Origin of the sequence: Bacillus sp. AM1(2019), from assembly GCF_009906915.1 — a bacterium.
GTDB classification, from domain to species: Bacteria; Bacillota; Bacilli; order Bacillales; family Bacillaceae; genus Bacillus; species Bacillus velezensis.
In genome coordinates, this window is record NZ_CP047644.1 from 1,240,626 (window position 1) to 1,267,392 (window position 26,767).

Below are 26,767 nucleotides of genomic sequence, written 5' to 3' on the forward strand. Positions count from 1 at the left end.
AGCCCGTTTTCATGGAGAAGGGCTGCCTATGGTTTTATTCATATTTATTCCGATTTCATGTCTGCACCAAGTTTCTTTATTTCTGAATCCAAATGCCTGCTGTATGTTTCCACGAAGTTCAGCATCGTGTCAAATTGTTCATCAGTTACTTGTTCAAACACGATTTTGTCCCGTTCTTGAAACTCTTTGTGCAATTCCTCGTGAATTTTATAAATGACTTTTCCTTGCTCAGTAAGCCTGAAATAGATTTCTTTCTTGTTAAGCGGCTTCTGATAGCTTTCGATAAGGCCTTTATTGATAAGCTTCTTCGTTAATTTACTTATGGCGCCTCTTGTCATATAAAGGGACTCCGCAAGTTTTGTCACATTGGCGTCTTCAATTTTTTCGATGAATTCGATGCAATGCACTTCAGAAGGTTTATGCCCCTTAAGGCTTTCTTCCATCTTCAGCCTATTCAGCCACACCATCTTGTTAAAAAAGTCCCTGAAATCCGTGAGGAGCTGTTCTTTTTTGTCCATGTCCCGTCCTCCTGCTCGGTGGTGCTTACACAATATTATAAAATGTTTGTTTCTTTTTCAACAATCGTAAAGTTATGATTTAGGAACTGAGAGATAGTGCGCAGAAATTAAGAAGGAGGGGGAACAGAAGAAGTATTCTATTTAAAAAGCGGCTTTTTAACCGAAACGTGGGTTTTCGGGTATTTTTCTTTCCGTATTCGTTACTTGCTCTGTTTCATAACAGGCCAACACTACAGCCTTATAAAAAAGCAGGCTGCGCAATGAGCCTGCTTGAGATTCGCATCAATCATTTTCCTGTTGCGGCATCATGAAAAGCGTCAATTGCGGTTGTGTATTTCAAGACATTTTTAGACACTTTGGCGGTTGCGCCTAATGGATACGCGTCTGACAGAACGCTGGAGTGAGCTTCGGGTTCCCAGTAAAATACGCCGGTTCCTTTGCCGTTCGGAATGGCTTTCACCAGTTTTATGGTGTCTTTTATGGTCCAGTAGGAATCTTTCGGATTATTTTCATCTCCGCCCAGTTCAACCACCATGACTTCCTTGTTGTAGCGTGAGGCGATGTCATTCAAATTAGATGATAAATGGCTGGTGAGCTCCCAGTACGGCTTACCTTCCCAATAGGGATAGAACGAAACGCCGATGATGTCGGTTTTCCCGCCGTTTTTAAAGAATTGATCAAACCACCATCTGAATAGGCTGTTGTCCGTGCCGTGTGCCAAATGGCTGATGACCTTGGTGGCCGGGCTGACGGATTTCACGGCGTCATAGCCTTTGTTCAGTAAGCCGGTCAATTTGCTGAAATCGTTCGTGCTGCCGTCGGGCAGTAAAATTCCTGAATTCATTTCATTTCCTACTTGCACCCAATCAGGGGAGATGCCGTGATTTTTAAGTTCTTTCATGACATCGTACGTATGGTTATAAACGGCTGCCTGCAGCTGGCTGTTTGAATAGCCGTTCCATTGGTTCGGCTTGATCTGGTGGCCGGGATCAGCGAACACATCACTGTAATGGAAGTCAACCATTACCTTCATTCCTAACGCTTTTGCCCTTTTGGCCGCCGCAAGTACGCCCGTTTTGTCACTATAGCCGAGCATTGTCCATGTTGTGCCGTCTTTCAGCCAATAATAGCTGCTTGGCGGATTCACAAACACTCTCAGTCTCACGGCATTTATTCCGTGATCTTTAAGAATCTGCAAGGCATCTTTCTGTTTTCCGCCGTCATCCAGCCAGCGCACACCTTCGTCCTCCATTTGTTTCAGCCATCCTATATCAGCGCCATAGGCAAACGGGGCTTCCGCTTTTGCTTTAGGAGACTTCTCAAAGAATGTAAAAGCAGTGAAAATGAGAGAAAGACAGATTGCGTTTACAAATACACGTTTCAATCGGTTTTTGAACATCATAATACCTCCTGATAAAAAGATTGTTGATTGATTTCACTCTGAATGTTTCAGCTGCCATTCTCCAATAACGTCGTGAAACGCTGAAACGCCTGAATTCCTTCGGGTGTCATTTTAAAAACGCCTGCATCGGTCAGCGCGCGTAAAAATACATTCGCGGTTTCTTTTTGTAAAACAGCGGCTGCATTCTCCGATGTCACGTCTTTATCCGCTTTGATGTTTTCAGCCCACGGAAGATGAATATCTTTGATGTCATGAGGTTCATTCAGTAAATACTTTTTCACTTCTGCCAGCTCATCTTTCAGGCGGGGAGGTAAAACGGCGAGTCCCATCACTTCAATCAAACCGATATTTTCTTTTTTGATGTGATGGACATCTTGATGCGGGTGAAAAATGCCATCCGGATAATCTTCGGAGGTGCGGTTGTTTCTGAGAGCGAGATCCATTTCGAAGTCCGTTCCCCTGCGTCTGGCAATTGGAGTGACGGTATTATGGGGTTCATTTGTCTTTGCGATGATGCTGACGGTTTCGTCTGAATATTCCCGCCACTTTTCAAAAACATACGCAGCGGCATCTGTCAGCAAATCCGGATCTTTTGCGCGAAGGCGGATCACTGATACCGGCCACTTCACGGCTTCGGCCTGAACGTCTGGAAAATGACGCATATGAAAAGGGTAGAGGGAACCCGCTTTTGCCATCGGAAACTCATGGGCGCCGCCTTGATAATGATCGTGTGAAAGAATGGAGCCTCCTACGATCGGCAAGTCTGCGTTTGATCCCGCGAAATAATGCGGGAAGATTTCCGTTATGGCCAGAAGCCTTCTGAAGCTGTCACGGCTGATGTTCATCGGCTTGTGCACGCTTGAAAGAAAGATAGCGTGCTCGCTGTAATACGCATAAGGAGAGTATTGAAACCCCCACTGTTCTCCCGCTAAGTCAAGCCTGATGATGCGGTGATTTGAACGGGCGGGGTGATGCGGTGTTCCGGCATACCCCTCGTTTTCCATACAGAGCAGGCATGTCGGATACCGGTTTTCCGGACTGTTTTTTACCGCGGCGATGTCTTTAGGGTCTTTTTCGGGCTTTGATAAATTAATGGTGATGTCCAATTCCCCAAAAGGTGTTATTGAGCGGTACACGATATTTTTTCGAATGGCCCGCGTCTTAATATAGTCGTTGTTTTGGCTCAGTCGGTAAAAGTAATCTGTTGCTTTTTTCGGGCAATCTGATAACAATTTGCTGAATGCGGCATTGATCAGAGAAGGGGCCGGCGTGATCACGTCCATGATTCTGCTTCCCAGCATGTCTCTTTCAGCCGGCGTATCGTTAATGATTGACCGTTTTACCGCGTCTTTCACCATTTCGTCCAAATAGTGAAGCCTGTTTTGTTTCTTGATATGCTTCGGTTCTGCATAATCCGTCAGTCCGAGCAGATCGAGAAGTCTGTTTCTTGTGTAAATCACATCTGTTTCATTTATGTCGCCTAAGACAGTGCTTTCTTTCAGAAACCCTGCCACTGATTCAAAAACTTCAATGACCGCCGCCTCCATTTCATTTGTCCTTGTATCCGTTTGGATGTTGCCGATGCCAATTCCATGCTGACGCAATGATTTCCGATATGTCCGTTTGTTTCGGATTCCAGCCCAGAATGTTCCGCGCTTTATCGCTGGAAGCGATGAGGGTGCTTGGATCACCGGGTCTTCTTGCGGCCGCTCTTACTTTTATGTCTCTTTCGGTCACTTGCCGGGCCGCTTCCGCCATTTCTGATACGGAAAACCCGCTGCTTGATCCTAAATTGAAAATGCCGCTGTCTCCGCCGTTTTGCAAATATTCCAGAGCGAGAATATGGGCATCGATTAAATCGGAAACATGGACATAATCGCGGATGCACGTGCCGTCTTTTGTATCATAGTCAGTGCCGAATATCAAAACCTCCTCGCGCTGACCGAGCGCGGTTTGTAAAAGGATAGGGATAAGGTGGGTTTCCGGATGATGATCTTCTCCGATGGAACCGTCCGTTTTCGCGCCGGCAACGTTAAAATACCGAAGCGAGACATATTTTATGCCGCAGGCGGTTTCACACCACTTCAGCATTTTTTCTGCCATGAGTTTTGATTCGCCGTATGCGCTTTCCGGCTTTTCCGGCATGTCTTCTGTGATGGGCACTTTTTCAGGTTCGCCGTATACAGCGGCGGATGAAGAAAACACAATGTGTTTCACCCCGAATTCCTGCATGACCTCCAGCGTAATTTGCGTACCGTACACATTATTATTGAAATATGAAAGAGGGTCTTTCATTGATTCGCCGACAAGGGATTGAGCGGCAAAATGGAGAACGCCTGTTACGTTCTCCTTCGCAAACACAGAGCGAAGAAACGGTTTGTCACGGATATCTCCATGGTAAAAAACTGCTTTTTCATGAACAGCTTTCCGGTGGCCTGTCTGCAGATGATCCACAGCTATCGTTTTAAATCCTTTGTTTAATAATTGATCAACCGCATGAGAACCGATATAGCCGGCTCCGCCGAGAACGAGAATCGCCATGATTTATTTTTCCCTCCATTCAGCCGCGCCATCGCTTATATCCGCGATGTAAAAAGAAGCTTCAAGACCTGTCCTGCTGCGGTAGTGAGATGAAACGGCCCGGATAAAGCCGGCGGTTTCTTCACTTTCCACAATGGCTATGGCGCAGCCGCCGAACCCCGCGCCCGTCATCCGCGCTCCGAGGGCTCCTTCTTTCCAGGCTGCTTCAGCGAGCGCGTCTAATTCGTCACCGGTCACTTCATAATCATCGCGTAACGAACGGTGGGACGCATTCATCAGCTCGCCGAACGTTTTCAAATCATTCGATTTGAGAGCTTCCGCGGCTGAGAGGGTCCGCTCGTTTTCATTGACCGCGTGCCGGGCTCTTTTACGCAAAGTTTCACAGGAGAGAAGGGATTCGAGTTCGTTGAATTCTTCTGACGTCAATTCTGCAAGTGATGCGATATTCCGATATTGCCGCAGTTCCGAGAGAGCTGCGTCGCATTCGCTGCGGCGTTCATTATATTTTGAAGCGGCCAGCTCACGGCGCTTGTTCGTATTCATAATGACGATTTTATATCCGTTAAAAGCAGCCGGAATCATTTCGTGCTCAAGCTTATCGCAGTTTAACAGAATGGCCATGTTCTTTTTGCCTTTTTGCACTGCGAATTGATCCATAATGCCTGAATTCACGCCGATAAATTCATTTTCGACTCTTTTTCCGATAAGCGCCAGTTCAGTATCGGAAACATCCAGGCTGAATAACTTTCTTAAAATGGAACCTGTTAACATTTCAATAGAAGCGGAGGAGCTTAAACCGGCTCCGTTTGGAATCGTACCGTGAAAAAGAATATCCATTCCGCTGTCTATTTGGCCGCCGGCTTTAAGAAGGTAATGGATCATCCCCTTCGGATAATTGGCCCAGCCGTCTTCTTTTTTGTATGCTGTGGCGGAAAGATCAAGGCAGACAATGCCGCTGTCAGGAAAGTTTTCTGAGTATAACCGGATCTGGTGATCTCCGCGTTTTGCGCATACGGCATAAGTTCCGATCGTGATCGCGCATGGAAGAACGTGGCCGCCTATATAATCCGTATGTTCCCCGATCAGGTTGATCCGGCCGGGTGCGAAAAACAATTCTCCGTTACTTCTCTTGAAAATGTCTTCGAATCTTGATTTTAAAAGTTTTGCATCCATGATAAACCCCCGATTCTATTTTGAGGTATGCTCCAGTATGAACTGAATGGCTTTTTGTGAATTTCTGGTGAGGCTGATATATTCTGCTCCTTTCGTTGCGATGAGTTTCACTTGCAGGCGGTCCGCATCTTCTTTAATGTCATCATAATAAGAGCCGACCTGCGGAGCCAAAATGATCATATCGAAGTCTTTCATGATGTCGTAATGGGATCCGTAGGCGCCTGCTGAGGCGGTAATCGGCACGTTATATTCTTCGGCTCCTTCTGTCAGTGCGTTCGCAAGCATGGCGCTCGTTCCCGCTCCGGCGCACAGCACTAACACATTGGTGCTGTGTTCCAAGGCGGATGAGGATTCCTGAAGATTTGTGCTGATGACGGAGGACGCGTCTTCGGAGGCGCCGGCCATGGCGGGCTGTAATGTTTGCGGCGCGGTTTCAGGCTCGGTGTGTTGGGCTTCTTTCGCCGCTAATACTTTGTCATAAGCTTTACAGAATGGCAGGTATATCAGGAAATCGACAATGATTAATACAGCCGTCAGCACAAAAGCCGAGAGCCCCATGCCGGTTCCGAGAATCAAGCCGGCGGGCGCCGGGGTGGCCCACGGAAGAACATACATAAAACTGTTCATTCCGATGACATCCACGAAAAATTTAAACAGACAGACATTCACCATCGGCGTTACAACAAACGGAATGAAAAAATAAGGATTTAAAATGATCGGCGCAGCAAAGAGAAGAGGTTCGTTTACTGCGAAAGACACCGGAACCGCGGATGCTTTTCCGACTGCTTTCAATTGCTTGGATTTCGCGAAAAGAAGAAAGATAAACGGAACAACAAGGGTTGCGCCGGTTCCTCCCATTGTGCCGACGAAGTTCCCGAGTCCGACGGTCAGCACGTTGGACGCCTGCTCACCGGCATTATGGAGCTGCAGGTTCGCCTCCACATTTGCGTAAATAATAGCTGCGATGGCCGGTTCCACAATTGAAGGCCCGTGAACGCCGACAAACCAGAACAGCGCCATCATTCCCCAAATGACACAAATCCCCAGATAACCGTCTGCGGCGGTAAAAAACGGCGATAAGAGAGAGGAGAGAGCCTCTGCAAACGATACGTTCAGCGTATTCCTGATCAATAAATCAACGATCACCATGGCCAAAACGGAAAAAGCGAACGGAAAAACATCTTTAAATGTTTGTGAAATGGTACCCGGTACTTCTTTAGGCATTTTAATCGTAATATTTTTCAGCACGCAGAATCTGTAAACGTTCACTGTTATGAAAGCGGATACAAAAGCGGCTAAAAGACCTTTTGTGCCGAGGTATTCCGTTGAGAACCCGCCGTCGATTTGAGTGACGCTTAAAATGAGAAACCCGACGACTGAAGCAAGCATCGCTGAAACAGGGTTGATCCCTTTGTTTTTCGGCATTTTTCGGTTCATTGATTCACTCAGGCATTTCGCACTTGTTGCCGCAACGATCAGACCGAGGGCGCCCATTGAATAGTTATAAACTTTCCAAAGCCATTCAGAAACACTTTTAGGCCAAGTGAAACCCAACACTTCCGGCACAGCGGCGGTGAGGATGAAAATGCTGGCGAATAAAATAACAGGCATGGCCGTTAAGAAGCCGTCGCGGATCGCGCCTAAATAAATGTTTCTTGAGATTTTTTCAAAAAACGGTTTTCCCTTTTCGATTTGCTTGATGATACCGTTCATTTTTCCACTCCTTATCGGCGGCTTCGGTAGAGTTCTATAAAATCCTGAATAAGATCACGGAGCAAAAGGGTTGTCATCAAGTGGTCCTGACCGTGAACGAAAATAAACCCTAATTCCATGTCCTTGCCGTCAGCTTCTTCAGCTAACATTTTCGTTTGCGCATTGTGGGCGAGGGTTAAATTTTCATCGGCGCTTTTCAATGCTGCTTCCGTGTTTTCGAAGTTTCCGGCACGGACTTCTTTCAGGACTTTCAATAAAGTGCTTCTGGCGTCGCCGGCATAGGCGACGATTTCAAAACCGAGCATCTGCAATTCTTCCTTTGTCATGAAAAAAACCTCCTAAAGACGGCACACATGATGAAAAGAGACTCTTTTCATCATGTATGATCGTTAAATGATTGTTTTTGTTTCACTTACAAGTTTGTACCAGTAGGCCGATTCTTTCGGATACCGTTTTTGGGTGTCAAAGTCGACGTAAAAAAGACCGTAACGTTTGTTGTAGCCGTTGGTCCATGAAAATAAATCCATTAAGGACCATAAGAAGTACCCCTTTACATTGACCCCGTCGCTAATCGCTTTACTGACGGCTTCTAAATAGACTTTTAAATAGTCGATTCTTGCCTTATCCATAATGATGCCGTCTTCAAACTCATCTTTATAGCCCATGCCGTTTTCGGTAATGTATATTTTGTTATATTGCGGATAGTCACGTTTGATGCGCATCAGCATGTCATACATGCCTTCAGGATAAATGAGCCAGTCCCAATCGGTCCGCTTCAGGCCTTCTTTGTAAATTCTTTCGCCGATTCCTTTTACTTTATAGACCGAAGTGCCCTTATCGCCCGTTCCGTTATGGTGAATAACGGTTTCTCCGTCGTACGCTTTGACGAAATGGCATTGATAATGATTGATGCCGAGATAATCATTGCGCGTTGAAGCTTTTTTCATCACGTCAAAGTCACTGTCTGAAAACTCGTATGAAGCGCCGTTTGCCTCACAGATTTCATCCAGAGCCCGCATGGTTTCCTCAGAATAATAGCCGAGGTAGGTGGCGTCGAGGAGAAATCTCACTGATAACGCGTCATCCAGAAAACAGGCGTGGCGGTCTTCTTCTGAGTCGCTGGCGGGATATTTTGTTTCCAATGAGTGGACGACACCGATTTCTCCCGGATAGCCGCCGTCTTTAAAAAGATTGACGGTCATCGCATGCGCTACCATCATGTGATGGAGGCATTGAATGACTTTTGTGATATCACTTTTAATTGATGGCGGGAAAACCCCGAGTAAATACTGGTTGGTGGCTGTGGGATAAATTTCGTTAAACGTGCTCCAATATCTGATTTCGCTGAATTCTTTAAAGCAAAACTCCGCATAGCTGACGAACGCTTCTATTGCAGCGCGGTTGAGGAAATCTCCCTGGTCAAATAATCCTTTCGGTGTATCGAAATGATGCAGCGTGACAAAAGGGGTGACGTTGCGTTTATGGCACTCTGAGAAAATACGATGATAGTAATCAACACCTTCCTGATTGATTTTGCCCGTGCCGTCAGGGAAAATTCTCGTCCAGGCTATAGAAAGGCGGATGCCGTTTATTCCGAATTTTTCACATAGTTTAATATCTTCCGGAAACTGGCGGTAAAAATCACTTGCCGGATCAGGGCTGAATCTTCCCTGTTTTTCAAGAAATTCATCCCAGGCCACAGGCCCTTTGCCGCCTTCTTTTGTGGCGCCTTCCGCTTGATATGCCGCAGTCGCCCCGCCGAAAATAAAGTCATGAGGTAATTTGAGCATTACTGAATCCTCCTTCGCCAATGTGTGAATTGAAGTTTGTTAATGTTTGTAATTGTTATCTTTTGTTTAATAGTAAACGCATACATTTTTGTTGTCAATAGCTTCATAAAGAAATAACATCTGTTTTCATAGGGGTTTTATAAGTTTTCCGTTGTTTTATATGTTGATTATGTTGTTTGTTAGTGTTTGTTTTTGTTGACCGGAGTGCCGCGGTGTGTTAGATTGTGTGTAAAGTTGAGGGGATGATTGAACATGTTAAAAAAAGAGCGTCTTTTAAAAATCATCGATATCGTAAACTCGCGGGGATTTATTACGGTGAGTGATATTATCGATGAACTGGATGTTTCTGATATGACAGTGAGAAGAGATCTGGACGAGCTGGATAAGGCCGGAAAAATAGTACGTATTCACGGAGGCGCACAGAGCATATCTTATTCCATTGATCACGAATTATCGCATAATGAAAAACTGGGTGTTCAAATGGATGAGAAGGGGAAGATCGCGGAACTCGCAGCTTCATATGTAAATGACGGCGATACCGTTTTTTTAGGGCCCGGCACGACGATTGAACTTTTAGCCAAACACCTGCTGCATAAGCGAATCAGGATTATCACAAACAACTATCCCGTATTTGATATTTTAAAGCATGGTGACACTGCGGATACCATCCTGATTGGCGGCGATTTCCGAAAAAATACCGGTGCCTTCGTCGGGCCCATCGTGAACGGCAATCTGCAGAAATTCAATTTTACGAAAGCCTTCATCAGCGCCAACGGCATACATAATGATGAGATTTCTTCTTACAGCATTGAAGAAGGGGAAGCTCATCAAATCGCGCTGAATAATTCGCGGACGAAATTTTTGCTGGCGGATAATAAAAAATTCAACCGGGAAGATTTTTACGTGTTCTATAACTTACATGATATGGATTATCTGATTACGGATGATAAAGTGATGAAAGATGTTCAAATTCATTACGAGCAATATGTAGATGTCAAAATCGCAAAAAAATAAAAAAGGCGGGCGGTTCAATGAAAGGGGTTATTTTTGATTTTAACGGCACGATGTTTCAAGATTCGCATCTGCACGAAAAAGCATGGTTTTTCATGGTGAAAAAATACGCGCCGAAAACCATTTCTGATGAAGACATTTTCGTTAACATTCACGGGAGAACAAACAGTGAAATCCTGACGTATTTTATTTCCGGCGATTTAACAAATGAAGAAATCAAGAAGCTGTCTTTTGAAAAAGAAGCCTACTACAGAGAATTATGCCTTGAAAACAAAGATGAGTTAAAGCTGACGAAGGGACTGACCGGCGTATTGAACCATCTGAAAAAATCAGAAACGCCAATGACCATTGCCACGGCTACGGTAAAGGAAAATGTCGAGTTTTACTTTGACGTCTTTCAGTTGGATCGGTGGTTTGATTTTGACAAAGTCACGTTTGATGACGGGAGCTTCCCCGGAAAACCGGCGCCGGATATTTTTCTCATCGCATCGGAAAAGTTAGGCCTCAGGCCTGAAGATTGCTTAGTCATTGAAGATGCCTTTTCGGGGCTCACAGCGGCGAAAAAAGCAGGTGCAGGCAAGATTATGGCCATTGACCCGCTCGGAAAAAACCGCGCGCTATTTGAAGAAAAACAGCTGGCGGATGACGGGATACTGACAGATTTCACCTCGTTTTTTGAGGTGATTGCCGGACATTCTGTTTGAGAGATGCAGTTGGGAGGAACCACCAAATAAACAGCCCGCCAGTAATCGGGCAATTCTCTTGTTACAATGACCACAGGTCTTGAGAAAGAATTTGATCTTTCAATGGAAGAGATTAAAGATTTTATCAGATGGTATGATCAAAAAAGTTCTGGAATAGGCTTATCTAGATATGTTATCGAGAAGCACTATAATAATATAGGGCCTTTTCAAAATAGAAGGGACCATATTGTTTTTGGCAACATTCTTACTTTTAATGTGAGTGAGAACACTTTAGATAAATAATTACCTGTTTCCTTCTGCAGCCCTCTTTTTAAAAAGAGGGCTTTTTTTATGAGGTGCTTATTCTTTTTCAGTTGCGCTTTTGTTTTTGTATAATGATTTTCTCATTGAAGGCGGCATTTTTTGGATCAGAAAGGTGTTCGCCTTAATTGAGATATTGGTTGAATTTATAGATTCGCAGAGATAAAGGAAGTCGTAAAAGATATGCCGTTTGCGGATTCCAGCCTGTCTTTTGGGAAGGATCATTCTTCAATGACGCTTATTTCCCCCGTACCGAAAAAAAGTGAAACACGTTCTCCTTGCTTTTCATAGGTTTTGATAAGTCCTTCCTGCCCTTTAAGTTTCCAGTCTTTTTCGGCTATTTCCAATTGGTATAAACCGCTCGGACCTTCTTCTTCTTTTGCGAAACGGTATGTATAGTTTGAAACGTATTTTCCTTTTTCATATTCCTTTGTTTTGCTGTGTATAGCAAATAATGGAACCGGGAAATCCGGGTGAGAAACAGATGCTTTATATCCTCCCAAAATAAATAAGCTAAATAACAATAATATAAAAAACCACAGAATATATTTCATAAAACCTCCTTATGTCAATTAGTCGGTGCATTTTAAAAAAAGATACACCGCATGATTGGGTTGTAAAAGCGGGTAAGAAGATAAGGAAAGGAGAGAGACGGATGGAACTTGATTTTGTGATTCGTCTGGCGGTTGCGGGTCTGCTTGGGGCTCTTATTGGATTGGAGAGAGAATTCAGGGCGAAGGAAGCCGGTTTGAGGACGCATTTTTTAGTGGCCGTCGGCAGCGCCTTGATGATGATCGTTTCCAAATACGGCTTTTTTGATTTGTTATCCAACAGCCATACGTCCTTTGATCCGAGCCGGGTGGCGGCGCAGGTCGTCAGCGGCGTCGGGTTTTTAGGAGCCGGCACGATTATTTTGCAGCGGCATGTCGTGCGGGGGCTTACGACGGCCGCGGGGATTTGGGCTACGTCGGGGATCGGGCTGACGATCGGGGCAGGTATGTATGTCATCGGCATCAGCGGCACGATTTTGGCGTTAATCGGGCTTGAACTGTTAAATTTTCTGTTTAAACCGGCGGCGCATTCTTTGTCTGTCAGTTTCAGGATTGAGGAGAAAGCCGTCATGCATGATATTTTAACTTCTCTTGAGGAAAAAGGAATTCTTATTACGTCCTATGAATTGAATAAGGCGGTGCTTGAAGTGAAGGGAAGGGTGAAAAGCAAAAGCGGGAAAGCGGCGGTAATGGAAAAAGTTCAAGCTCTCCCGTATATTCTGTCGGTCAAAGTTGAATAGCAGACAGGGGAAGCCTCCTGTCTGCAGTCATTTCTTTTCAAACATTAATACCAGGGATAGAACGGGATATACGGCCGCGGATAGTATGGATACGGTCTGGGGAAATAATAAGGCGGCCGCGGATAGTATGGATATGGTCTTGGGAAATAATAAGGCGGCCGCGGATAATGATATGGCACCCGTTCGTGGCTCTCGGCTGTGTATTCATGATAGAAAGGATCGTACAAGAGGAAAACCTCCTTTTCAAATGTTGGTTCCGTTTACCTTATTCCTGTATGCCCGGTATGGTGTACGTACAACGGGCAAAAAAAAGACGCCGGTTATCATCCGGCATCTTTTTTTACACTTTCACATCAATTGAATGTCCGGCAGTCGGGTGCTGGGACGGCAGCATTTTCACTGTTTCTTCCGCCGCAGCCTGTGCTTGCTGCATGACCGTTTTTGTTAAAGCGATATTTACATTCTGCGCTAGAGATGCTTGGTGCATAGCGATTGACAACGCAGGGATATCCATAGCTCCACCTCCTTATCCCTTCATATCGGCGGCATGCTCCGATTATGAAGGGGACTGGCGGTTTCTTTTTACGGCCCATTCTAAAAATGCGGCAGCGCATACCCCGAGGGTATAGGCGAAAATGTCACTCCAGACAAATTGCCAGCCGAGGATCAGCCCGCCGAGCGTGCTGCTTCTGATTGCGTCAATCCAAGGCGCGTGATACAGCTGGCTGCATTCAATCAGACAGCAAAACGAGAGGCTCAAAAATGCGGCTGTTTCCGTCCGGATGTTCCGAAACAGAAGCCCGAATCCTGTAAAAATCATTGCCGCCCACAAGGCATCTCCTAAATAAGCGTTTATGATGCCGGGCAATAGGGCGGTGATGTATGCGGTTCTGGACAGCAAACCGAGGGCGATGATAAAAACGGTACATATTCCGTATGTCAATGGATGTCTATTCACTTCACACTGTTCCCCTTTTTTTGTACTCCCATGTATTGTAAGGAACGACGGAAAAGCTGTCTATGAAAAAACGGCCCGGGAGGCCGCTTTTTTTGCGTTATCTGGCTTTTAGGTTGACGTGGTCTGCTTTTTGGTCACTGCCGATGACGAAGCGGAGCTCATACTGCCCCGTATGGTAGACGTAATCTGTTTCGCCCGTTTTTGGCACTGTCAGGATTTTGTCAGCGCTGCCGATTTGTTTGCTTAAGACGTCAGGTGTGACGCTGCCGAGGTTTAAGCGCCGCTCGACCCCTGTTCCGAAATAGCGTATTTCCGAGATTTTTCCGTTTTTATGATAGGAAAATCCATAACCGGGGTTTCCCATGTTCCAGCTGTATAAATCAAATGGATTGCGGCTGTCTGCTTTTTGTTCCGGCTCGCCGATTTTATCGTAAACGTCCTGTCTTGTGCTTTGGTTGATTTTCAGGCCTTTCACATTTTGCGGCATTTCCCCTTTAAACGCCGATTGGTAAAGGCTGTTCACCAGTTCTTGTGCACGTTGATTTTCCGTTTTTGAAGCGGCTGCGGCATGGACGGGCTGTGTAACTGAAAATGCTTCTGCGCCGAATGCGCATCCCGTGAGCATCATTGCCGATAATCCCGTGGCGAGTGTTTTTTTCTTCAACATATGTGAACGCCTCCTTTTTACCGCTCATACCCGTATGTTTCCTGAGATAAACGAGATGTTTTAGTGAAAGGCCGGCTGGGAATCATAGAGGATGTATAGAGGGGTACAGAAAGGGGAAAAGAAAATGGCTGGTACAAAGAAAGTTACAATCAATGGGGTTGAAATGGAAGCGCCGGACGGTCAAACCGTTTTGCAGCTTTTGAACAATAGTTCAATTGACGTGCCGCACGTGTGTTATCATCCGAGTCTCGGGCCGATTGAAACGTGCGATACCTGTATCGTCAATATTAACGGGGAACTGGTGCGTTCGTGTTCCGCGCAAATAAAGGACGGAGATGTCATCGATACGCTTTCGTCCGATGTGAAAAAAGCGCAGATTATCGGCATGGACAACATTTTGCACAACCATGAATTGTACTGCACGGTCTGTGATTACAACAATGGGAGCTGCGAAGTACATAATACCGTAAAGGAAATGAAAATCAATCATCAAAGCATTCCGTTCGATCAAAAACCGTATCCTAAAGATGAATCAAATCCGTTTTACCGATATGATCCCGACCAGTGCATTTTGTGCGGACGCTGCGTCGAAGCCTGTCAGGACGTACAGGTAACCGAAACGTTAAGCATTGATTGGGAGCGGAAACGCCCGCGGGTCATTTGGGATCAGGATGTGCCGATCAATGAATCATCATGTGTTTCCTGCGGACATTGCTCGACGGTATGTCCGTGCAATGCCATGATGGAAAAAGGCATGGAAGGCGAAGCGGGTTATTTAACAGGCATTAACCAAGAGACGCTTCGGCCGATGATTGACATCACAAAAGGCGTCGAAACCGGATACGGATCGATTTTGGCCATATCGGACATGGAATCGGCCATGCGGGATGAAAGAATCAAAAAAACGAAAACCGTATGCACTTACTGCGGTGTCGGATGCAGTTTTGATATATGGACGAAAGGAAGAGACATTTTAAAGGTCGAGCCTCAGGCCGAGGCGCCCGCAAATGGCATTTCGACGTGTGTGAAAGGGAAATTCGGCTGGGATTTCGTCAATAGTGAAAAGCGCCTTACCAAACCGCTTATCCGGGAAGGAGACTCGTTTCGGGAGGCGGAATGGGATGAAGCGCTGCAGCTGATCGCTGATAAATTTACCGATATAAAAGAACATTTCGGCCCGGACGCACTTGCCTTTATCACATCTTCCAAATGCACGAATGAAGAATCATACGTGATGCAGAAGCTTGCAAGAGCCGTCATCGGCACAAATAATGTCGACAACTGCTCCCGCTACTGCCAGTCTCCCGCCACGGCCGGATTGTTCAGAACGGTCGGATACGGCGGTGATTCAGGGTCGATTACAGATATAGAAAAAGCTGAGCTCGTGCTGATTATCGGCTCAAATACGTCTGAGTCTCACCCCGTCCTGTCCACACGCATTAAACGTTCTCATAAACTGCACGGACAGAAGCTCGTCGTCGCTGACTTGCGAAAACATGAAATGGCCGAGCGCTCCGATGTGTTTTTCCAGCCGCGTGCCGGATCAGATATTGTCTGGCTGAATGCCGTATCGAAATATCTGCTTGATCACGATTTGGCGGATACTGCATTTCTGAAGGAGAGAGTGAACGGATTAGATGAATTCGTGAAAAGCCTTGAACCTTATACAATGGAATATGCGGAAAAACATACCGGTGTGGACAAGGATACCCTAATCAAAGTAGCCCGGATGATTCATGAAGCCGGCAGCGTGTGCGCACTGTGGGCGATGGGGGTCACCCAGCATATCGGAGGAAGTGATACGAGCACGGCCATTTCCAACATGCTTCTTGTGACCGGAAATTACGGCAAGCCCGGCGCAGGCTCATATCCGCTTAGGGGCCATAATAACGTGCAGGGAGCCAGTGATTTCGGCAGTATGCCTGACAGCTTCCCCGGCTATGAAAAAGTAACGGATGAAAAAGCCCGCAAAAAGTATGAACAGGGATGGGGAACAGACCTGCCGAAAGAAATCGGAATGACAAATCATGAAATGATCGAAGGCATCCACTCAGGAAAACTGAAGTCCATGTACTTAAAAGGAGAAGAAATGGGGCTTGTCGACTCCAATATTAACCATGTTCATACCGCATTTGAAAAGCTTGATTTCTTCGTTGTGCAGGATATCTTTCTTTCGCGTACGGCCGAGTTCGCCGATGTCGTGCTTCCGGCAAGCCCGAGCCTTGAAAAAGAAGGGACGTTTACGAATACGGAACGGAGGGTGCAGCGCCTTTACAAAGTGTTTGAACCGCTGGGCGATTCAAAGCCTGATTGGCAGATCATTACGGACATCGCCAACCGTCTGGGCGCTGATTGGCACTATGAACATCCGGCAGACATCATGGAAGAAGCGGCGATGCTTTCGCCGCTCTACGCAGGCGTCACTTACGAACGTCTCGAAGGCTACAATTCACTGCAATGGCCGGTTGCAGCGGACGGAACAGATTCACCGCTTTTATTTACGGATAAGTTCCCGTTTTCAGACGGCAAAGCGATTCTATATCCCGTTCAGTGGACCGAGCCGAAAGAATTTGGTGAAGAATATGATATCCATGTGAATAATGGGCGGCTGCTCGAGCATTTTCACGAAGGGAATCTGACTTACCGATCAAAAGGAATATCCGAAAAAACACCGAGTGTGTTCCTTGAGGTCTCGCCCGAACTCGCCGAAGAAAGAGGGCTGGAAGACGGAACGCTTGTCCGTCTGACATCACCGTACGGAAATGTGAAAGTCAAATGCGTCATCACAGACAGGGTAAAAGGCAAACAAGTCTATCTCCCGATGAACGATTCAAAAGACGCCGCCATTAACCTTTTGACAAGCAGCTATGCCGATAAGGATACCGATACACCGGCTTATAAAGAAACATCAGCGAAGATGGAGATTTTGAAAAAAGAAGGCGTTAATCCGCTTCCGAAAATCAATTTCCGTTACGGAAACCCGCAGCCGCAGATCGGTGTCCGGGTTGATCGGAAATGGGCGCGTAAAGATTATGTATTTCCGGGAGACGCCGTAAAAAGGGGGAAACAGCAAAATGGCTAAAGCAATCAGCGGCATCCGAAAACAGACCGTCACAGAAGAAGACAAACGAAAAAAGGACTTAGAAGAGATCGAGACGGCTCTTTTACGAAATAAAGACGCGATTTTGGAATCTCTGCATATTCTTCAGCACATGAACGAGCGCGGCGTTTTGGCGCTTCTGCGCGGGCTCTTCGGCCAGGGAGACAAAGTGATGGATATCCTCGTGAAGAAGGCGAATACTCCGGAAACGGCCAATATGCTGAAAAATCTCCTGCTGTTAAGCGGCGTTCTCGGCATGCTCGATGTAAAACAGCTTGAGCCGTTTATCGTTAAAATCAATGCGGGGGTCACAAAGGCCGTCGAGGAAAAAGACAGCGGCAGGAAGACCGGGTATTTTGATATCGTCCGCGCTTTAAAAGACCCGGAAATCAACAAGGCCGTCACTCTGCTGTTTTCTTTCCTGAAAGGCATGGGCGCTGATACGGACGATATGGAAAGAAATACGCAGCCTCCTGAAGACCAAAAGCAGCACCAGAAACCGCAGACGAATGAGTGAACATATCTCCCGAGCCTGGCCGAAGGCTCGGGTTTTTTGTGCGCTTCTGCTGTTTTCTTGGGAGAAATTTCACCTCCGGATTCATGACTTTTGTTGTGTTATGTTAATAGTTCAGGTTATGAATAGAAAAAAATTGAAAATATGTGCTAGGATAAAATTCAAGGTACGTCAACTATTCAAATATGAAACAATCAGGAGTGATGAAACATGAGTAAGCTGAGGAGCACGAGACAAGCCATCCAAAGAACCCTGATGAAAGGAAAAAACGGCCTGGACGTATACAACCCTTTTCCTTGGTACGAAAAAATGAGACGGGAAAGCCCTATACACTTTGATGAAGAAACGAAGGTTTGGAGTGTGTTTTTATACGATGATGTCAAAAAAGTCATCAGTGATAAAGAGACGTTCTCAAGCCTCATGACTGATGTGAAAAGCTCGATTGCAAAGTCCATGCTGAATATGGACCCGCCGAAGCATACCCAAATCAGATCCGCCGTCAATCGCGCTTTCACTCCCCGCGTCTTGAAGGAATGGGAGCCGAGAATTAAAGACATTACCGATCATCTCCTGAAACAGGCAAAGAACAAAGGGCGGATTGATATCGTTAAAGATCTCTCTTACCCTTTGCCGGTCATGGTGATTTCAGAATTATTAGGCGTTCCGTCCGAACGTATGGATCAGTTTAAAAAATGGTCGGACATTCTCGTCAGCATGCCGAAAGATGCGAGTCCTGAAGCGGCGGAGAAAAATCAGCAGGAACGTGACCAATGTGAGGCGGAGCTGGCGGCGTTTTTTGCGGAAATAATAGAAAGCAAACGAAAACAGCCCGGCCAAGACATTATTTCTATTTTGATAAAAGAGGAAGAAGAGGGAGAGAAGCTCACGGCAGAAGATCTGATCCCGTTTTGCAACCTGCTTTTAGTGGCGGGAAATGAAACAACGACTAATCTCATTTCAAATGCGGTTTACAGCATATTAGAGACGCCCGGCCTTTATGAAGAGCTGAGACAGGACCCTTCTCTCATCGCGCAAACGGTGGAAGAGACGCTGCGTTTTCGCGCTCCCGCTCCGTTTGTCAGAAGGACGGTCCGGCACGACACTGAACTGCGCGGACGCCGCTTGAAAAGCGGGGAGATCGTTCTCTGCTACGTTGCATCTGCCAACCGTGATGAAAACAAATTTGAGAAGGCGGGTGTATTTGATATTCATCGCCAATCGAATCCGCACCTTTCCTTCGGATTCGGCGTACACTTCTGCTTAGGCGCTCCGCTTGCCAGACTTGAAGCGGAAGCCGCGCTGAAAGGAATTGTAAAAGCCTTTTCACACCTTGAGCCGGTCCGGATTGAGCCGATCCGAAACAGTGTCATGTACGGGCTGGAGTCTTTAGAAGCGGAGATAAACGAAAATGAGGGAGAAGAAAAAAGATGAGAAAAACACACATCGCCATTATTAATGTGGCCGCTCACGGTCATGTCAATCCCACGCTGCCTGTAGCCGAGGAACTTGTCAATCGCGGGTATAAAGTGACATTCGCTACGACTGAGGAATTTGAAGCTTCCGTTGCCAAAACGGGCGCCATTCCCGTTTTATACCGCACAAGCATACAGGCGGACCCGGAGACGATAAAAGAACGGGTAAATAAAAATGATGCGTTTGTGATGTTTCTGGAAGAAGCGGTTGAAGTGCTTCCGCAGCTGGAAGAGCTGTACAAAGACGACCTTCCTGACATCGTCCTGTTTGATTTTTTAGCTCTTGCCGGAAAATTGTTTGCGGATAATGGCGGCATCCCGGCCGTAAAGTTCTGCCCGAGCTATGCAATGAATGAGTATTTTCAATTAGGAAGAGACGAAGAAACACTGGAAGCGGCCAAACAGGCGATAGAAGAATACCAGGAGCAGATTGAAAATGAACAATTGAAACGGATGACAATGGAAGAATTTTTTATGCCTGAAAAACTGAATATTGTCTTTATGCCAAGGGCCTTTCAGCCGAAACAGGAAACCTTTGAAGAACGATTCTGTTTTGCGGGTCCGTCTCTTGGAGAACGCACAAATACGGGAAGTCTGGAAATTGATGCAGCCGATGACCGTCCGCTTATGCTCATCTCACTGGGAACGGCGTTTAACGCCTGGCCTGAATTTTACCAGATGTGTATTGACGCGTTTCGGGACTCGGACTGGCGGGTTATTATGTCAGTCGGCACAACAATTGATCCGGAAAGTTTTTCGGATGTCCCCGATCACTTTATCATCCGCCAGCACGTTCCTCAGCTTGATGTGCTGGAGAAAGCAAAGCTGTTCGTATCTCACGGCGGGATGAACAGTACAATGGAGGCGATGAATGCGGGTGTCCCGCTCGTTGTCGTTCCGCAAATGCACGAACAAGAGGTTACCGCAAAGCGTGTGGATGAATTGGGGCTTGGCGTGCATCTGCCGCCGAAAGAAGTCACTGTGGCCCGTTTGCAAAAAGACGTTCAAAACGTATACGGCGATAAAAACATCCTCAGCCGCGTGAAAAGCATGCAGCAGAAAATAGAAGAAACCGGCGGCCCCAAACAGGCTGTTTGCGCCATTGAAGAATTTTTGAAAAAGGCGGCCGTCGAAAATTGATTGAGAAACAGGCAGCGCACCGGAAGACGGCTGCCTGTTTTGTTATATGTTTTTCTTCATGCCGCATCTCCGGCATTCCCTCAAAAATTTTCCGCCCTTCACTGAGCTTTTAAACAGCGTGTAGTCGCAATTGTCACATCGGCCGCTGTGAACATCAGGATATTCATTGAACTCATAAATGACCGAAGTATCGTATCCTTTTGTCTCGAACTCTTTTTTTGTTTCCATGATTGAAAATCCCTCCGCGAATCAAATCGTTCTGCCCGGTTAATGATACAGCAACTGCACGGGGGATTCAACGGGAGCATAGCTTGATTTTCCCGGCTGATTGCGTAACAATAATAGAAATAAATGCCGGCCTGCCATAGGGCGCCCGGCATCTGAAGGGAAGAAGAAAACAGCGATGGGAAAAGGATTGAACGGGAAACGGATTGCCATCGGCGGTTCGCGGAAAACAGAAGAGATCACAAGATTAATAGAAAAGCAGGGCGGAACGGCGGTCGTCCGTTCCCTCCAAGGAACCGTATACCTGGCGGAGGATCAAATTGAACCCGACGTAAGAACATTTGCCGGGCAAAAAGCCGACTGGGTGATATTCACCACAGGCATCGGTACGGAAACGTTATTGTCGGTATCGGAAAAAATCGGTCTGAAAGAAGAATTTTTAGCGGCCGTTCATGAAGCGAAAATCGGCTGCAGAGGCTATAAAACATATGCGGCCTTAAAAAAGCTCGGCATCACGCCGCATGCCTCAGATGAAGACGGTACAACAAGAGGGCTGATCCGCTCCTTGGAACGATTTGACTTTAAAGATAAAAAAGTCATGATACAGCTTCATGGCGAAAAAGCGCCGGTCTTAACGGAGTTCCTTGAGAAAAACGGAGCGGAGGTATTCCCTGTTCTGCCGTATCAGCATATGCCGCCTGAAAGGGAGACGGTCGATAAACTGCTGGGAGAGCTGTTAAACGAAGAGGTCGATGCCGTATGTTTTACGACAGCCATTCAAGTGCGTTCTCTCTTTGATTATGCAAAAGAAAAAGGGATCACAAAAGAATTGCAGCAGGCATTCGAAAAACAAGTGCTTGCCGCCGCAGTCGGCAAAGTGACGGCTGAAGCGATCCGGGATGAAGGGGTAAAGAGGGTCCTTGCTCCGGACATTGAGCGGATGGGAGCGATGATTATTGAATTATCCCGTTACTATGAATCTCTGACCTTGTCATAAATAATCATTCAGCAGGGAAAAAGCCTACGCTTCCCTGCTGAATTTTTTTAATTGCCAGTGTTCCGTGAAAAGGGAAGGATATGTCAAGGCGCTGAGTATGATACATGTAAGAAGAGCGGAGGCCATCGTTGTAAAAACGATCAGCAGCTGAAAGCGCACCGCCTGTACCGGATCAGCCCCCGCTAAAATCTGCCCCGTCATCATGCCGGGAAGCTGAACGAGACCCAATGTTTTCTGGCTTTCAAGCGTCGGGATCATACTGAGCTTCATACTGGACGTCAATATCTGCCGGACGGCCTGCTTAGGCGTTCCTCCGAGAGAGAGAATCAGCTGGATTTCTTCTTTCCGCAGATCCGCTTCCGAACTGAGCTTGTTTAAAAACAGGCTTGAGAGCACCATGGAGTTTCCGATGACCATGCCGCTTATCGGAATGACATATCTTGAAGTGAACGGAATGATATGCAGGGTCAGTAAAAGTCCCTGCGTCACGGTTTCCGCGATCGCCAGTGTCAGAAAAACGCGCCAAAATGAGCCGATCCGCATTTTTTTCCGTTTGGAGACATTGTGCGAAGCGGCCGTGAGCATGAGAAGCACCATTAATATGATAAATATCGGGTGATCACCGCGAAAAATCAGCGACAGCACATAGCCGATGATAAGCAGCTGAATGACGGCCCTGACGGTTGCGACGATCATATCCTTTTCGACGCCGGCTTTAAAAGATTTAGACAGGAATAAAGCGATAATGACAAATATACTTGTCAATAATAGAGAAAGATCATTCATATCAGCACCCGCTCCCTTGTAAAAGCGCCCGGGCCTTTTCGTGTTTCGGTTCCTTAAAGAACGTTTTCGTTTCCGCGGTCTCTAAAAGCCGTCCCTCAGCCATAAACCATACCGTATCGGATAATCGTTCCGCTTGTTCAAGGTTATGGGTGATCCACAGGACCGTCAGCTGTTTTTGCCGATGGAGTTTCGTAATCAGTTTCTCAATGATGAGAACGGATGACGGGTCCAGCGCCGATGTGATTTCATCCAGCAGCAGGATGGACGGCAGTCCGGCGAGGGTTCGCGCTAATGAGAGCTTCTGCCGCTGGCCTCCGGATAATTCTTTTGCATTTCGATCCAGAAGCCCGCGCGGAAGGTCTGTAAAATCTGCGAGCTCTTCAGGCGTATAGTGCTGTGCCCCGTGGAGTTTTTCTGCGAGCAGAAGGTTGTCCCGCACCGTTCCCTCGAGGACGGGAGCTGATTGAAATGCAAGGCCCGCGGTTTTTCTGAGCTCTCTGATGTCCCAGTGTCTTATTTCTTTTCCGAATACAAGCACTTCCCCTTCATCAGGTGTATTCATCAGATTGCACAGTGACAGCAATGTGCTTTTTCCCGCGCCGGAAGGGCCTATCAACGCCGTGATAGAACCTTTTTGAATATGTCCGGTTACACGGCTTAGGACATCAAAGGACGTATTGTTTTGTTCAAAGCGTTTGCCGGCTGACAGAAAAGATATTGCCGGAATTTCTTCTTTCATACAGGAGGACACCTTTCGTAAAAAAATCAGGAACCGGTGAGATTGGCTGACGTTTGCTCAGCCGTTTTCTGGTCTGTCTGCCGGGAAGCGAATGTATGCATGACCATTCCGGCAATAATAATGAACAGTCCGGCAAATGAAAGAAGTGACGGAAACGCCGCGGATAAAAAGACGATTTCGCCGATCAGTGCAAAAAGAACCTCTCCGGACTGCGTCGCTTCAACAGCAGCGAGCTTCTGCGGCTCATTCCTCACCATATCGGTGGCGCGGAAAAATAATACTGTTGCGATAACGCCAGAGCTGAGTGCGACGATAAAGGATTGGAATGTCTGTCCCATTGACGGAAGCCCGTCTCTATGCCAGCCGAAAGCGGCGATCAAAAGCCAAAACGGAAGGCTTGCGAGCGTCATGCCGAGCACCCGCTGAAACGTATCGAGTTTTCCGCCGTATTGTTCCAGCATTTTGCGGTTGCCGAGCGGATAGGCAAAAGCGGCGATGACGACCGGCACCACGCTGAATAGTATCGTGCGGCCGGACAGAGAACCCGCATGCTGAAGCTGAATCAGACCGGCTCCGATCAGGATGATGACGGAAGTAACCAGCGAAATCAGCGGGATCTTTTGTCTGACGGAAACCGGGCCCGCCGGTGAATGTTTTGTTTCGTAGAAAAACGGCGACAGAAGCACACCCGCGACAATTGTAATCTGCCACGTGCCGGCGATCAGCCAGCCCGGCCCATATGCCGCCGCAAACGTAATCGGGGCATAAAAAAGCACGAACCCGGTAAAACTCCACTTCAGCCAAAAAAACGGTTTTTTTCGGATTTCATGCCAGAGCGGCCCCCATTTTCCTTTCACATAAACGATCAAAAATAAAAACGGAACCATAAAAAGAAAACGCAGGGAAGAGCTCCACATCCAGCTTCCGCCGGAAAGCTCCATCGCCCTGTTTAAAATAAAGGTGACTGCAAAAAACAGAGATGCCAATATTCCGATCACGATGGCTTTCATTAAATCCCTCATTTTGACACATATTTTTTTATACTATACTATTCACCGGCAGGCTTCGCAATGGAATATGAGAAAATAGCGTTTTAACAAATGATGAATGGGAAACAGACATATACGGAGGTGAAAACAATGCAGAAAGAGGATATTCAAGTGCTTTATTTTGAAGATGACGGCCGCATTCCGAATAACCCGAATCTTCCGCTTGTTATTTATAAAGCGGTATTTAATGAAGAAACGGTACAGAAAGCAGAGTCCGTCCTCCGCCGGCACGATTGGTCGAACAGCTGGACGGGCGGAGTATTTCCGTATCACCATTTTCACAGCACCACGCACGAAGTTCTTGTCGCGGTAAAAGGAAACGCGGTTTTGAGGTTCGGCGGGGAACAAGGAGCGGACGCCGTTCTTCAACCGGGAGACGCAGCGGTCATTCCGGCCGGCACCGGACATAAAAAACTGTCGGGCAGTTCTGATTTTACCGTGATCGGGGCTTATCCGGGCGGCCGGCAGTACGATACAAAAACGGAGAAAAATGATAGAACTTCAGAAGAAATCAGCCGTGTCCCGCTCCCGGAATGCGACCCCTTTACGGGAAAAACGGGCCCGCTATTAAAATTGTGGGAAAAATGACAGGGGAAAAGCGGATGGTCTGTAAAAAAATAGCCTAAAAGAAACGTTATTACACCCCCGCCATATAAATAATTTCATAAACAAAACAATTCACGTTCAAATTTTGTTCAAAAAGTGTTATTATATAAGAGTAAATCAAATTGGGGTTTTTTATGTTTGCTATTTTCAGAGAGGAAAAAGAAATTTTGACTTATTCAATTGTTTTTGTTGATATAAAAATAATACTGGATATGGCAAAGTGAAAAACTGGGTAGTAAACATTTATTTTTGTAAATGATTGTGCATGAATTCACAATCTTGCTTTTTCATGCTTTTCTGCATGAAGGGGGAAAGGCTACCCTTTCCAAAAAAATCAGCATACTGCTTATAGTAAAGGAGAATCGGATATGCCAGAAACAATCGATCAAACAAATGCATCTGTCAGCCAAGGCCAACGCGATCTTATTGATCAGCTGCTAAAACCTGAAGTTCAAGAATCACTGACTGTTTTAGTGGATCAGCTTCCAAAACTGACTGAGTTAGTAAATATTTTAACGAAGTCTTATGATTTTGCACAGTCTGTAGCGACAGACGAAGTATTGAAGAGCGATACAGTGGGTGCGCTTACAGAAATTCTTGAGCCGGTGAAAGAAACAGCGAAAGAAGTGGCGGCTACTGCGATCGAAGCAAAAGACCGCGCGGATGCAAGCAATGAAACGATCGGACTTTTCGGCCTGCTGCGCATGCTGAAAGATCCTCAAGCTCAAAAGCTGTTCCGTTTTGCTAACAGCTATCTTGAAATCATGAACGAAAAACAAAAATAATCTCAGATTCAAATTGATATAAAGGACGGAGGATATACGATGTCAAAACATATTGTCATTTTAGGCGCTGGTTACGGCGGAGTTCTTTCTGCTTTAACCGTTCGCAAACATTACAGTAAAGATGAAGCACGCGTAACCGTTGTGAACAAATACCCGACTCACCAAATCATTACGGAACTGCACCGCCTTGCAGCGGGCAACGTGTCTGAACAGGCTGTTGCTATGCCGCTTGAAAAACTTCTGAAAGGAAAAGACGTCGACATTAAAATCGCAGAAGTCAATTCTTTCTCAGTTGATAAGAAAGAAGTTGCCCTTTCTGACGGTTCTAAGCTGACTTATGACGCGCTTGTTGTCGGACTTGGTTCTGTTACGGCTTATTTCGGCATTCCTGGACTCGAAGAAAACAGCATGGTGCTGAAATCTGCTGCTGATGCCAACAAAGTATACAAACACGTGGAAGACCGTGTGCGTGAATACGCTAAAACGAAAAACGAAGCTGATGCAACGATCCTTATCGGCGGCGGCGGCTTAACAGGCGTTGAGCTTGTCGGTGAGCTTGCTGACATCATGCCGAACCTTACGAAAAAATACGGCGTAGATCCGAAAGAAATCAAACTGAAATTAGTAGAAGCAGGTCCGAAAATTCTTCCTGTTCTTCCTGATGACCTTATCGAACGCGCGACAAAAAGTCTTGAAAAACGCGGCGTTGAGTTCTTAACAGGTCTTCCTGTTACAAATGTTGAAGGAAACGTTATTGATCTGAAAGACGGTTCAAAAGTCGTTGCCAACACATTTGTATGGACAGGCGGCGTACAAGGCAACCCGTTAGTCGGCGAATCCGGCCTTGAAGTGAACCGCGGCCGTGCGACGGTTAACGATTTCTTACAATCTACTTCTCATGAAGATGTATTCGTTGTCGGAGACAGCGCAGTATACTTTGCGCCGGACGGCCGTCCGTACCCGCCGACAGCGCAAATCGCTTGGCAGATGGGTGAGCTTGTCGGTTACAACCTGTTCGCTTACTTAGAAGGAAAAACGCTTGAAACATTCAAGCCTGTAAACTCAGGTACGCTTGCAAGCCTCGGACGTAAAGACGCGGTTGCCATCATCGGAGCGAACTCTACTCCGCTGAAAGGTCTTCCGGCATCTTTAATGAAAGAAGCAAGTAACGTACGTTATTTAACACATATCAAAGGATTATTCAGCCTCGCTTACTAATCCTTAAGATCACACAGAAGACATTGCCGGACTTTCTCGGCAGTGTCTTTTTTTTGTATGAAAATGTA

27 protein-coding genes and 1 pseudogene are annotated in these 26,767 nt (G+C 46.4%); 11 read left to right on the forward strand and 17 right to left on the reverse strand.

The annotated features are described in order from the left end of the window. Positions 1 to 44: 44 nt before the first annotated feature. From GNE05_RS06475 to lacG, 8 genes are all read right to left on the reverse strand, one after another. Entirely contained in the window at positions 45 to 518 is a 474-nt protein-coding gene (locus tag GNE05_RS06475; protein WP_007407329.1) for a MarR family transcriptional regulator, read from the reverse strand. A gap of 286 nt (positions 519 to 804) precedes the next feature. Next, positions 805 to 1,917 (reverse strand): glycoside hydrolase family 53 protein, encoded by a 1,113-nt coding sequence (locus GNE05_RS06480; protein ID WP_160183195.1) that lies wholly within the window; start codon positions 1,915 to 1,917, stop codon positions 805 to 807. Positions 1,918 to 1,967: 50 nt separating this feature from the next. Continuing rightward, entirely contained in the window at positions 1,968 to 3,467 is a 1,500-nt protein-coding gene (gene galT / locus GNE05_RS06485; protein WP_160183196.1) for a UDP-glucose--hexose-1-phosphate uridylyltransferase, read from the reverse strand. Position 3,468: 1 nt separating this feature from the next. Next, positions 3,469 to 4,461 carry a UDP-glucose 4-epimerase GalE gene (gene galE / locus GNE05_RS06490; protein ID WP_012117333.1) on the reverse strand — a complete coding sequence of 331 codons (993 nt, stop codon included), beginning with the start codon at positions 4,459 to 4,461 and terminating at the stop codon, positions 3,469 to 3,471. Positions 4,462 to 4,464: 3 nt separating this feature from the next. Then, positions 4,465 to 5,634 (reverse strand): galactokinase, encoded by a 1,170-nt coding sequence (locus tag GNE05_RS06495; protein ID WP_060561830.1) that lies wholly within the window; start codon positions 5,632 to 5,634, stop codon positions 4,465 to 4,467. A gap of 15 nt (positions 5,635 to 5,649) precedes the next feature. Beyond that, a complete protein-coding gene (locus GNE05_RS06500; RefSeq protein WP_015239654.1) occupies positions 5,650 to 7,347 on the reverse strand; it encodes a PTS lactose transporter subunit IIBC in 1,698 nt (565 codons plus the stop codon). A gap of 11 nt (positions 7,348 to 7,358) precedes the next feature. Then, positions 7,359 to 7,673 (reverse strand): PTS sugar transporter subunit IIA, encoded by a 315-nt coding sequence (locus GNE05_RS06505; protein WP_007407323.1) that lies wholly within the window; start codon positions 7,671 to 7,673, stop codon positions 7,359 to 7,361. Positions 7,674 to 7,736: 63 nt separating this feature from the next. Beyond that, positions 7,737 to 9,137, reverse strand: a complete 1,401-nt coding sequence (gene lacG / locus GNE05_RS06510; RefSeq protein ID WP_100261713.1) for a 6-phospho-beta-galactosidase — start codon at positions 9,135 to 9,137, stop codon at positions 7,737 to 7,739. Between the two features lie 252 nt (positions 9,138 to 9,389). On the opposite strand from lacG, the gene GNE05_RS06515 reads away from it, so the two are divergent. Next, entirely contained in the window at positions 9,390 to 10,151 is a 762-nt protein-coding gene (locus GNE05_RS06515; protein ID WP_007407321.1) for a DeoR/GlpR family DNA-binding transcription regulator, read from the forward strand. Positions 10,152 to 10,168: 17 nt separating this feature from the next. Then, positions 10,169 to 10,852 (forward strand): HAD family hydrolase, encoded by a 684-nt coding sequence (locus tag GNE05_RS06520; protein WP_015417259.1) that lies wholly within the window; start codon positions 10,169 to 10,171, stop codon positions 10,850 to 10,852. A gap of 521 nt (positions 10,853 to 11,373) precedes the next feature. On the opposite strand, the gene GNE05_RS06525 is transcribed toward GNE05_RS06520, so the two are convergent. Further along, positions 11,374 to 11,706, reverse strand: a complete 333-nt coding sequence (locus GNE05_RS06525) for a hypothetical protein (RefSeq protein ID WP_160182585.1) — start codon at positions 11,704 to 11,706, stop codon at positions 11,374 to 11,376. 101 nt (positions 11,707 to 11,807) lie between these two features. Here GNE05_RS06525 and GNE05_RS21520 point away from each other — a divergent pair. After that, positions 11,808 to 12,204, forward strand: a pseudogene (locus GNE05_RS21520) (MgtC/SapB family protein); the annotation flags it as partial. A gap of 283 nt (positions 12,205 to 12,487) precedes the next feature. Here the strand turns inward: GNE05_RS21520 and GNE05_RS06535 are convergent. The 4 genes from GNE05_RS06535 to GNE05_RS06550 form a co-directional block, all read right to left on the reverse strand. Continuing rightward, positions 12,488 to 12,670 (reverse strand): hypothetical protein, encoded by a 183-nt coding sequence (locus GNE05_RS06535; protein ID WP_072177299.1) that lies wholly within the window; start codon positions 12,668 to 12,670, stop codon positions 12,488 to 12,490. Positions 12,671 to 12,783: 113 nt separating this feature from the next. Next, complete coding sequence (locus GNE05_RS06540; protein WP_007407314.1) at positions 12,784 to 12,957, reverse strand: YjfB family protein; 174 nt, start codon at positions 12,955 to 12,957, stop codon at positions 12,784 to 12,786. 42 nt (positions 12,958 to 12,999) lie between these two features. Continuing rightward, on the reverse strand, positions 13,000 to 13,401 hold the full coding sequence (locus tag GNE05_RS06545) for a ribosomal maturation YjgA family protein (RefSeq protein ID WP_020955665.1): 402 nt from the start codon (positions 13,399 to 13,401) through the stop codon (positions 13,000 to 13,002). A gap of 97 nt (positions 13,402 to 13,498) precedes the next feature. Further along, a complete protein-coding gene (locus GNE05_RS06550) occupies positions 13,499 to 14,068 on the reverse strand; it encodes a YjgB family protein (RefSeq protein WP_160182586.1) in 570 nt (189 codons plus the stop codon). Between the two features lie 124 nt (positions 14,069 to 14,192). On the opposite strand from GNE05_RS06550, the gene fdhF reads away from it, so the two are divergent. The 4 genes from fdhF (at position 14,193) to GNE05_RS06570 (ending at position 20,294) form a co-directional block, all read left to right on the forward strand. Beyond that, a complete protein-coding gene (fdhF, locus tag GNE05_RS06555; protein WP_160182587.1) occupies positions 14,193 to 17,150 on the forward strand; it encodes a formate dehydrogenase subunit alpha in 2,958 nt (985 codons plus the stop codon). Next, positions 17,143 to 17,685: a helical membrane plugin domain-containing protein gene (locus tag GNE05_RS06560; RefSeq protein ID WP_012117344.1), complete on the forward strand. Its 543-nt coding sequence runs from the start codon at positions 17,143 to 17,145 to the stop codon at positions 17,683 to 17,685. Before fdhF ends, GNE05_RS06560 begins: the two co-directional genes overlap by 8 nt. 207 nt (positions 17,686 to 17,892) lie before the next feature. After that, a complete protein-coding gene (locus GNE05_RS06565) occupies positions 17,893 to 19,113 on the forward strand; it encodes a cytochrome P450 (protein WP_160182588.1) in 1,221 nt (406 codons plus the stop codon). Then, complete coding sequence (locus GNE05_RS06570) at positions 19,110 to 20,294, forward strand: macrolide family glycosyltransferase (protein WP_160182589.1); 1,185 nt, start codon at positions 19,110 to 19,112, stop codon at positions 20,292 to 20,294. The genes GNE05_RS06565 and GNE05_RS06570 overlap by 4 nt, the downstream gene beginning before the upstream one ends. Positions 20,295 to 20,336: 42 nt before the next feature. Here GNE05_RS06570 and GNE05_RS06575 read toward each other — a convergent pair whose 3' ends face one another. Further along, a complete protein-coding gene (locus GNE05_RS06575) occupies positions 20,337 to 20,522 on the reverse strand; it encodes a DUF8096 family protein (RefSeq protein WP_003154919.1) in 186 nt (61 codons plus the stop codon). Positions 20,523 to 20,697: 175 nt separating this feature from the next. Between GNE05_RS06575 and GNE05_RS06580 the strand changes: the two genes are divergently transcribed. Continuing rightward, positions 20,698 to 21,516 carry a uroporphyrinogen-III synthase gene (locus tag GNE05_RS06580; protein WP_160182590.1) on the forward strand — a complete coding sequence of 273 codons (819 nt, stop codon included), beginning with the start codon at positions 20,698 to 20,700 and terminating at the stop codon, positions 21,514 to 21,516. Positions 21,517 to 21,540: 24 nt separating this feature from the next. Here GNE05_RS06580 and GNE05_RS06585 read toward each other — a convergent pair whose 3' ends face one another. From GNE05_RS06585 to GNE05_RS06595, 3 genes are read right to left on the reverse strand one after another with little or no spacing between them, the layout of a single operon-like run. Further along, positions 21,541 to 22,302: an ABC transporter permease gene (locus GNE05_RS06585; protein ID WP_060561821.1), complete on the reverse strand. Its 762-nt coding sequence runs from the start codon at positions 22,300 to 22,302 to the stop codon at positions 21,541 to 21,543. 1 nt (position 22,303) lies between these two features. Further along, positions 22,304 to 23,041 (reverse strand): ABC transporter ATP-binding protein, encoded by a 738-nt coding sequence (locus GNE05_RS06590; protein WP_063095538.1) that lies wholly within the window; start codon positions 23,039 to 23,041, stop codon positions 22,304 to 22,306. Between the two features lie 26 nt (positions 23,042 to 23,067). Further along, entirely contained in the window at positions 23,068 to 24,051 is a 984-nt protein-coding gene (locus tag GNE05_RS06595; protein WP_160182591.1) for a DMT family transporter, read from the reverse strand. A 129-nt stretch (positions 24,052 to 24,180) separates the two neighbouring features. Between GNE05_RS06595 and GNE05_RS06600 the strand changes: the two genes are divergently transcribed. From GNE05_RS06600 to GNE05_RS06610, 3 genes are all read left to right on the forward strand, one after another. Beyond that, complete coding sequence (locus GNE05_RS06600) at positions 24,181 to 24,678, forward strand: cupin domain-containing protein (protein WP_160182592.1); 498 nt, start codon at positions 24,181 to 24,183, stop codon at positions 24,676 to 24,678. Positions 24,679 to 25,064: 386 nt separating this feature from the next. After that, entirely contained in the window at positions 25,065 to 25,481 is a 417-nt protein-coding gene (locus GNE05_RS06605; RefSeq protein ID WP_003154908.1) for a DUF1641 domain-containing protein, read from the forward strand. Positions 25,482 to 25,520: 39 nt separating this feature from the next. Continuing rightward, positions 25,521 to 26,699 (forward strand): NAD(P)/FAD-dependent oxidoreductase, encoded by a 1,179-nt coding sequence (locus tag GNE05_RS06610; protein ID WP_014417508.1) that lies wholly within the window; start codon positions 25,521 to 25,523, stop codon positions 26,697 to 26,699. The last annotated feature ends 68 nt before the right edge of the window (positions 26,700 to 26,767 follow it).

Bases quoted from the DNA above. Each gene is read 5' to 3' on its own strand.
- GNE05_RS06475 (WP_007407329.1), bottom strand. From the start codon at position 518: ATGGACAAAAAAGAACAGCTCCTCACGGATTTCAGGGACTTTTTTAAC.
- GNE05_RS06480 (WP_160183195.1), bottom strand. From the start codon at position 1,917: ATGTTCAAAAACCGATTGAAACGTGTATTTGTAAACGCAATCTGTCTT.
- galT (WP_160183196.1), bottom strand. From the start codon at position 3,467: ATGGAGGCGGCGGTCATTGAAGTTTTTGAATCAGTGGCAGGGTTTCTG.
- galE (WP_012117333.1), bottom strand. From the start codon at position 4,461: ATGGCGATTCTCGTTCTCGGCGGAGCCGGCTATATCGGTTCTCATGCG.
- GNE05_RS06495 (WP_060561830.1), bottom strand. From the start codon at position 5,634: ATGGATGCAAAACTTTTAAAATCAAGATTCGAAGACATTTTCAAGAGA.
- GNE05_RS06500 (WP_015239654.1), bottom strand. From the start codon at position 7,347: ATGAACGGTATCATCAAGCAAATCGAAAAGGGAAAACCGTTTTTTGAA.
- GNE05_RS06505 (WP_007407323.1), bottom strand. From the start codon at position 7,673: ATGACAAAGGAAGAATTGCAGATGCTCGGTTTTGAAATCGTCGCCTAT.
- lacG (WP_100261713.1), bottom strand. From the start codon at position 9,137: ATGCTCAAATTACCTCATGACTTTATTTTCGGCGGGGCGACTGCGGCA.
- GNE05_RS06515 (WP_007407321.1), top strand. From the start codon at position 9,390: ATGTTAAAAAAAGAGCGTCTTTTAAAAATCATCGATATCGTAAACTCG.
- GNE05_RS06520 (WP_015417259.1), top strand. From the start codon at position 10,169: ATGAAAGGGGTTATTTTTGATTTTAACGGCACGATGTTTCAAGATTCG.
- GNE05_RS06525 (WP_160182585.1), bottom strand. From the start codon at position 11,706: ATGAAATATATTCTGTGGTTTTTTATATTATTGTTATTTAGCTTATTT.
- GNE05_RS06540 (WP_007407314.1), bottom strand. From the start codon at position 12,957: ATGGATATCCCTGCGTTGTCAATCGCTATGCACCAAGCATCTCTAGCG.
- GNE05_RS06550 (WP_160182586.1), bottom strand. From the start codon at position 14,068: ATGTTGAAGAAAAAAACACTCGCCACGGGATTATCGGCAATGATGCTC.
- fdhF (WP_160182587.1), top strand. From the start codon at position 14,193: ATGGCTGGTACAAAGAAAGTTACAATCAATGGGGTTGAAATGGAAGCG.
- GNE05_RS06560 (WP_012117344.1), top strand. From the start codon at position 17,143: ATGGCTAAAGCAATCAGCGGCATCCGAAAACAGACCGTCACAGAAGAA.
- GNE05_RS06565 (WP_160182588.1), top strand. From the start codon at position 17,893: ATGAGTAAGCTGAGGAGCACGAGACAAGCCATCCAAAGAACCCTGATG.
- GNE05_RS06570 (WP_160182589.1), top strand. From the start codon at position 19,110: ATGAGAAAAACACACATCGCCATTATTAATGTGGCCGCTCACGGTCAT.
- GNE05_RS06575 (WP_003154919.1), bottom strand. From the start codon at position 20,522: ATGGAAACAAAAAAAGAGTTCGAGACAAAAGGATACGATACTTCGGTC.
- GNE05_RS06580 (WP_160182590.1), top strand. From the start codon at position 20,698: ATGGGAAAAGGATTGAACGGGAAACGGATTGCCATCGGCGGTTCGCGG.
- GNE05_RS06585 (WP_060561821.1), bottom strand. From the start codon at position 22,302: ATGAATGATCTTTCTCTATTATTGACAAGTATATTTGTCATTATCGCT.
- GNE05_RS06590 (WP_063095538.1), bottom strand. From the start codon at position 23,041: ATGAAAGAAGAAATTCCGGCAATATCTTTTCTGTCAGCCGGCAAACGC.
- GNE05_RS06595 (WP_160182591.1), bottom strand. From the start codon at position 24,051: ATGAAAGCCATCGTGATCGGAATATTGGCATCTCTGTTTTTTGCAGTC.
- GNE05_RS06600 (WP_160182592.1), top strand. From the start codon at position 24,181: ATGCAGAAAGAGGATATTCAAGTGCTTTATTTTGAAGATGACGGCCGC.
- GNE05_RS06605 (WP_003154908.1), top strand. From the start codon at position 25,065: ATGCCAGAAACAATCGATCAAACAAATGCATCTGTCAGCCAAGGCCAA.
- GNE05_RS06610 (WP_014417508.1), top strand. From the start codon at position 25,521: ATGTCAAAACATATTGTCATTTTAGGCGCTGGTTACGGCGGAGTTCTT.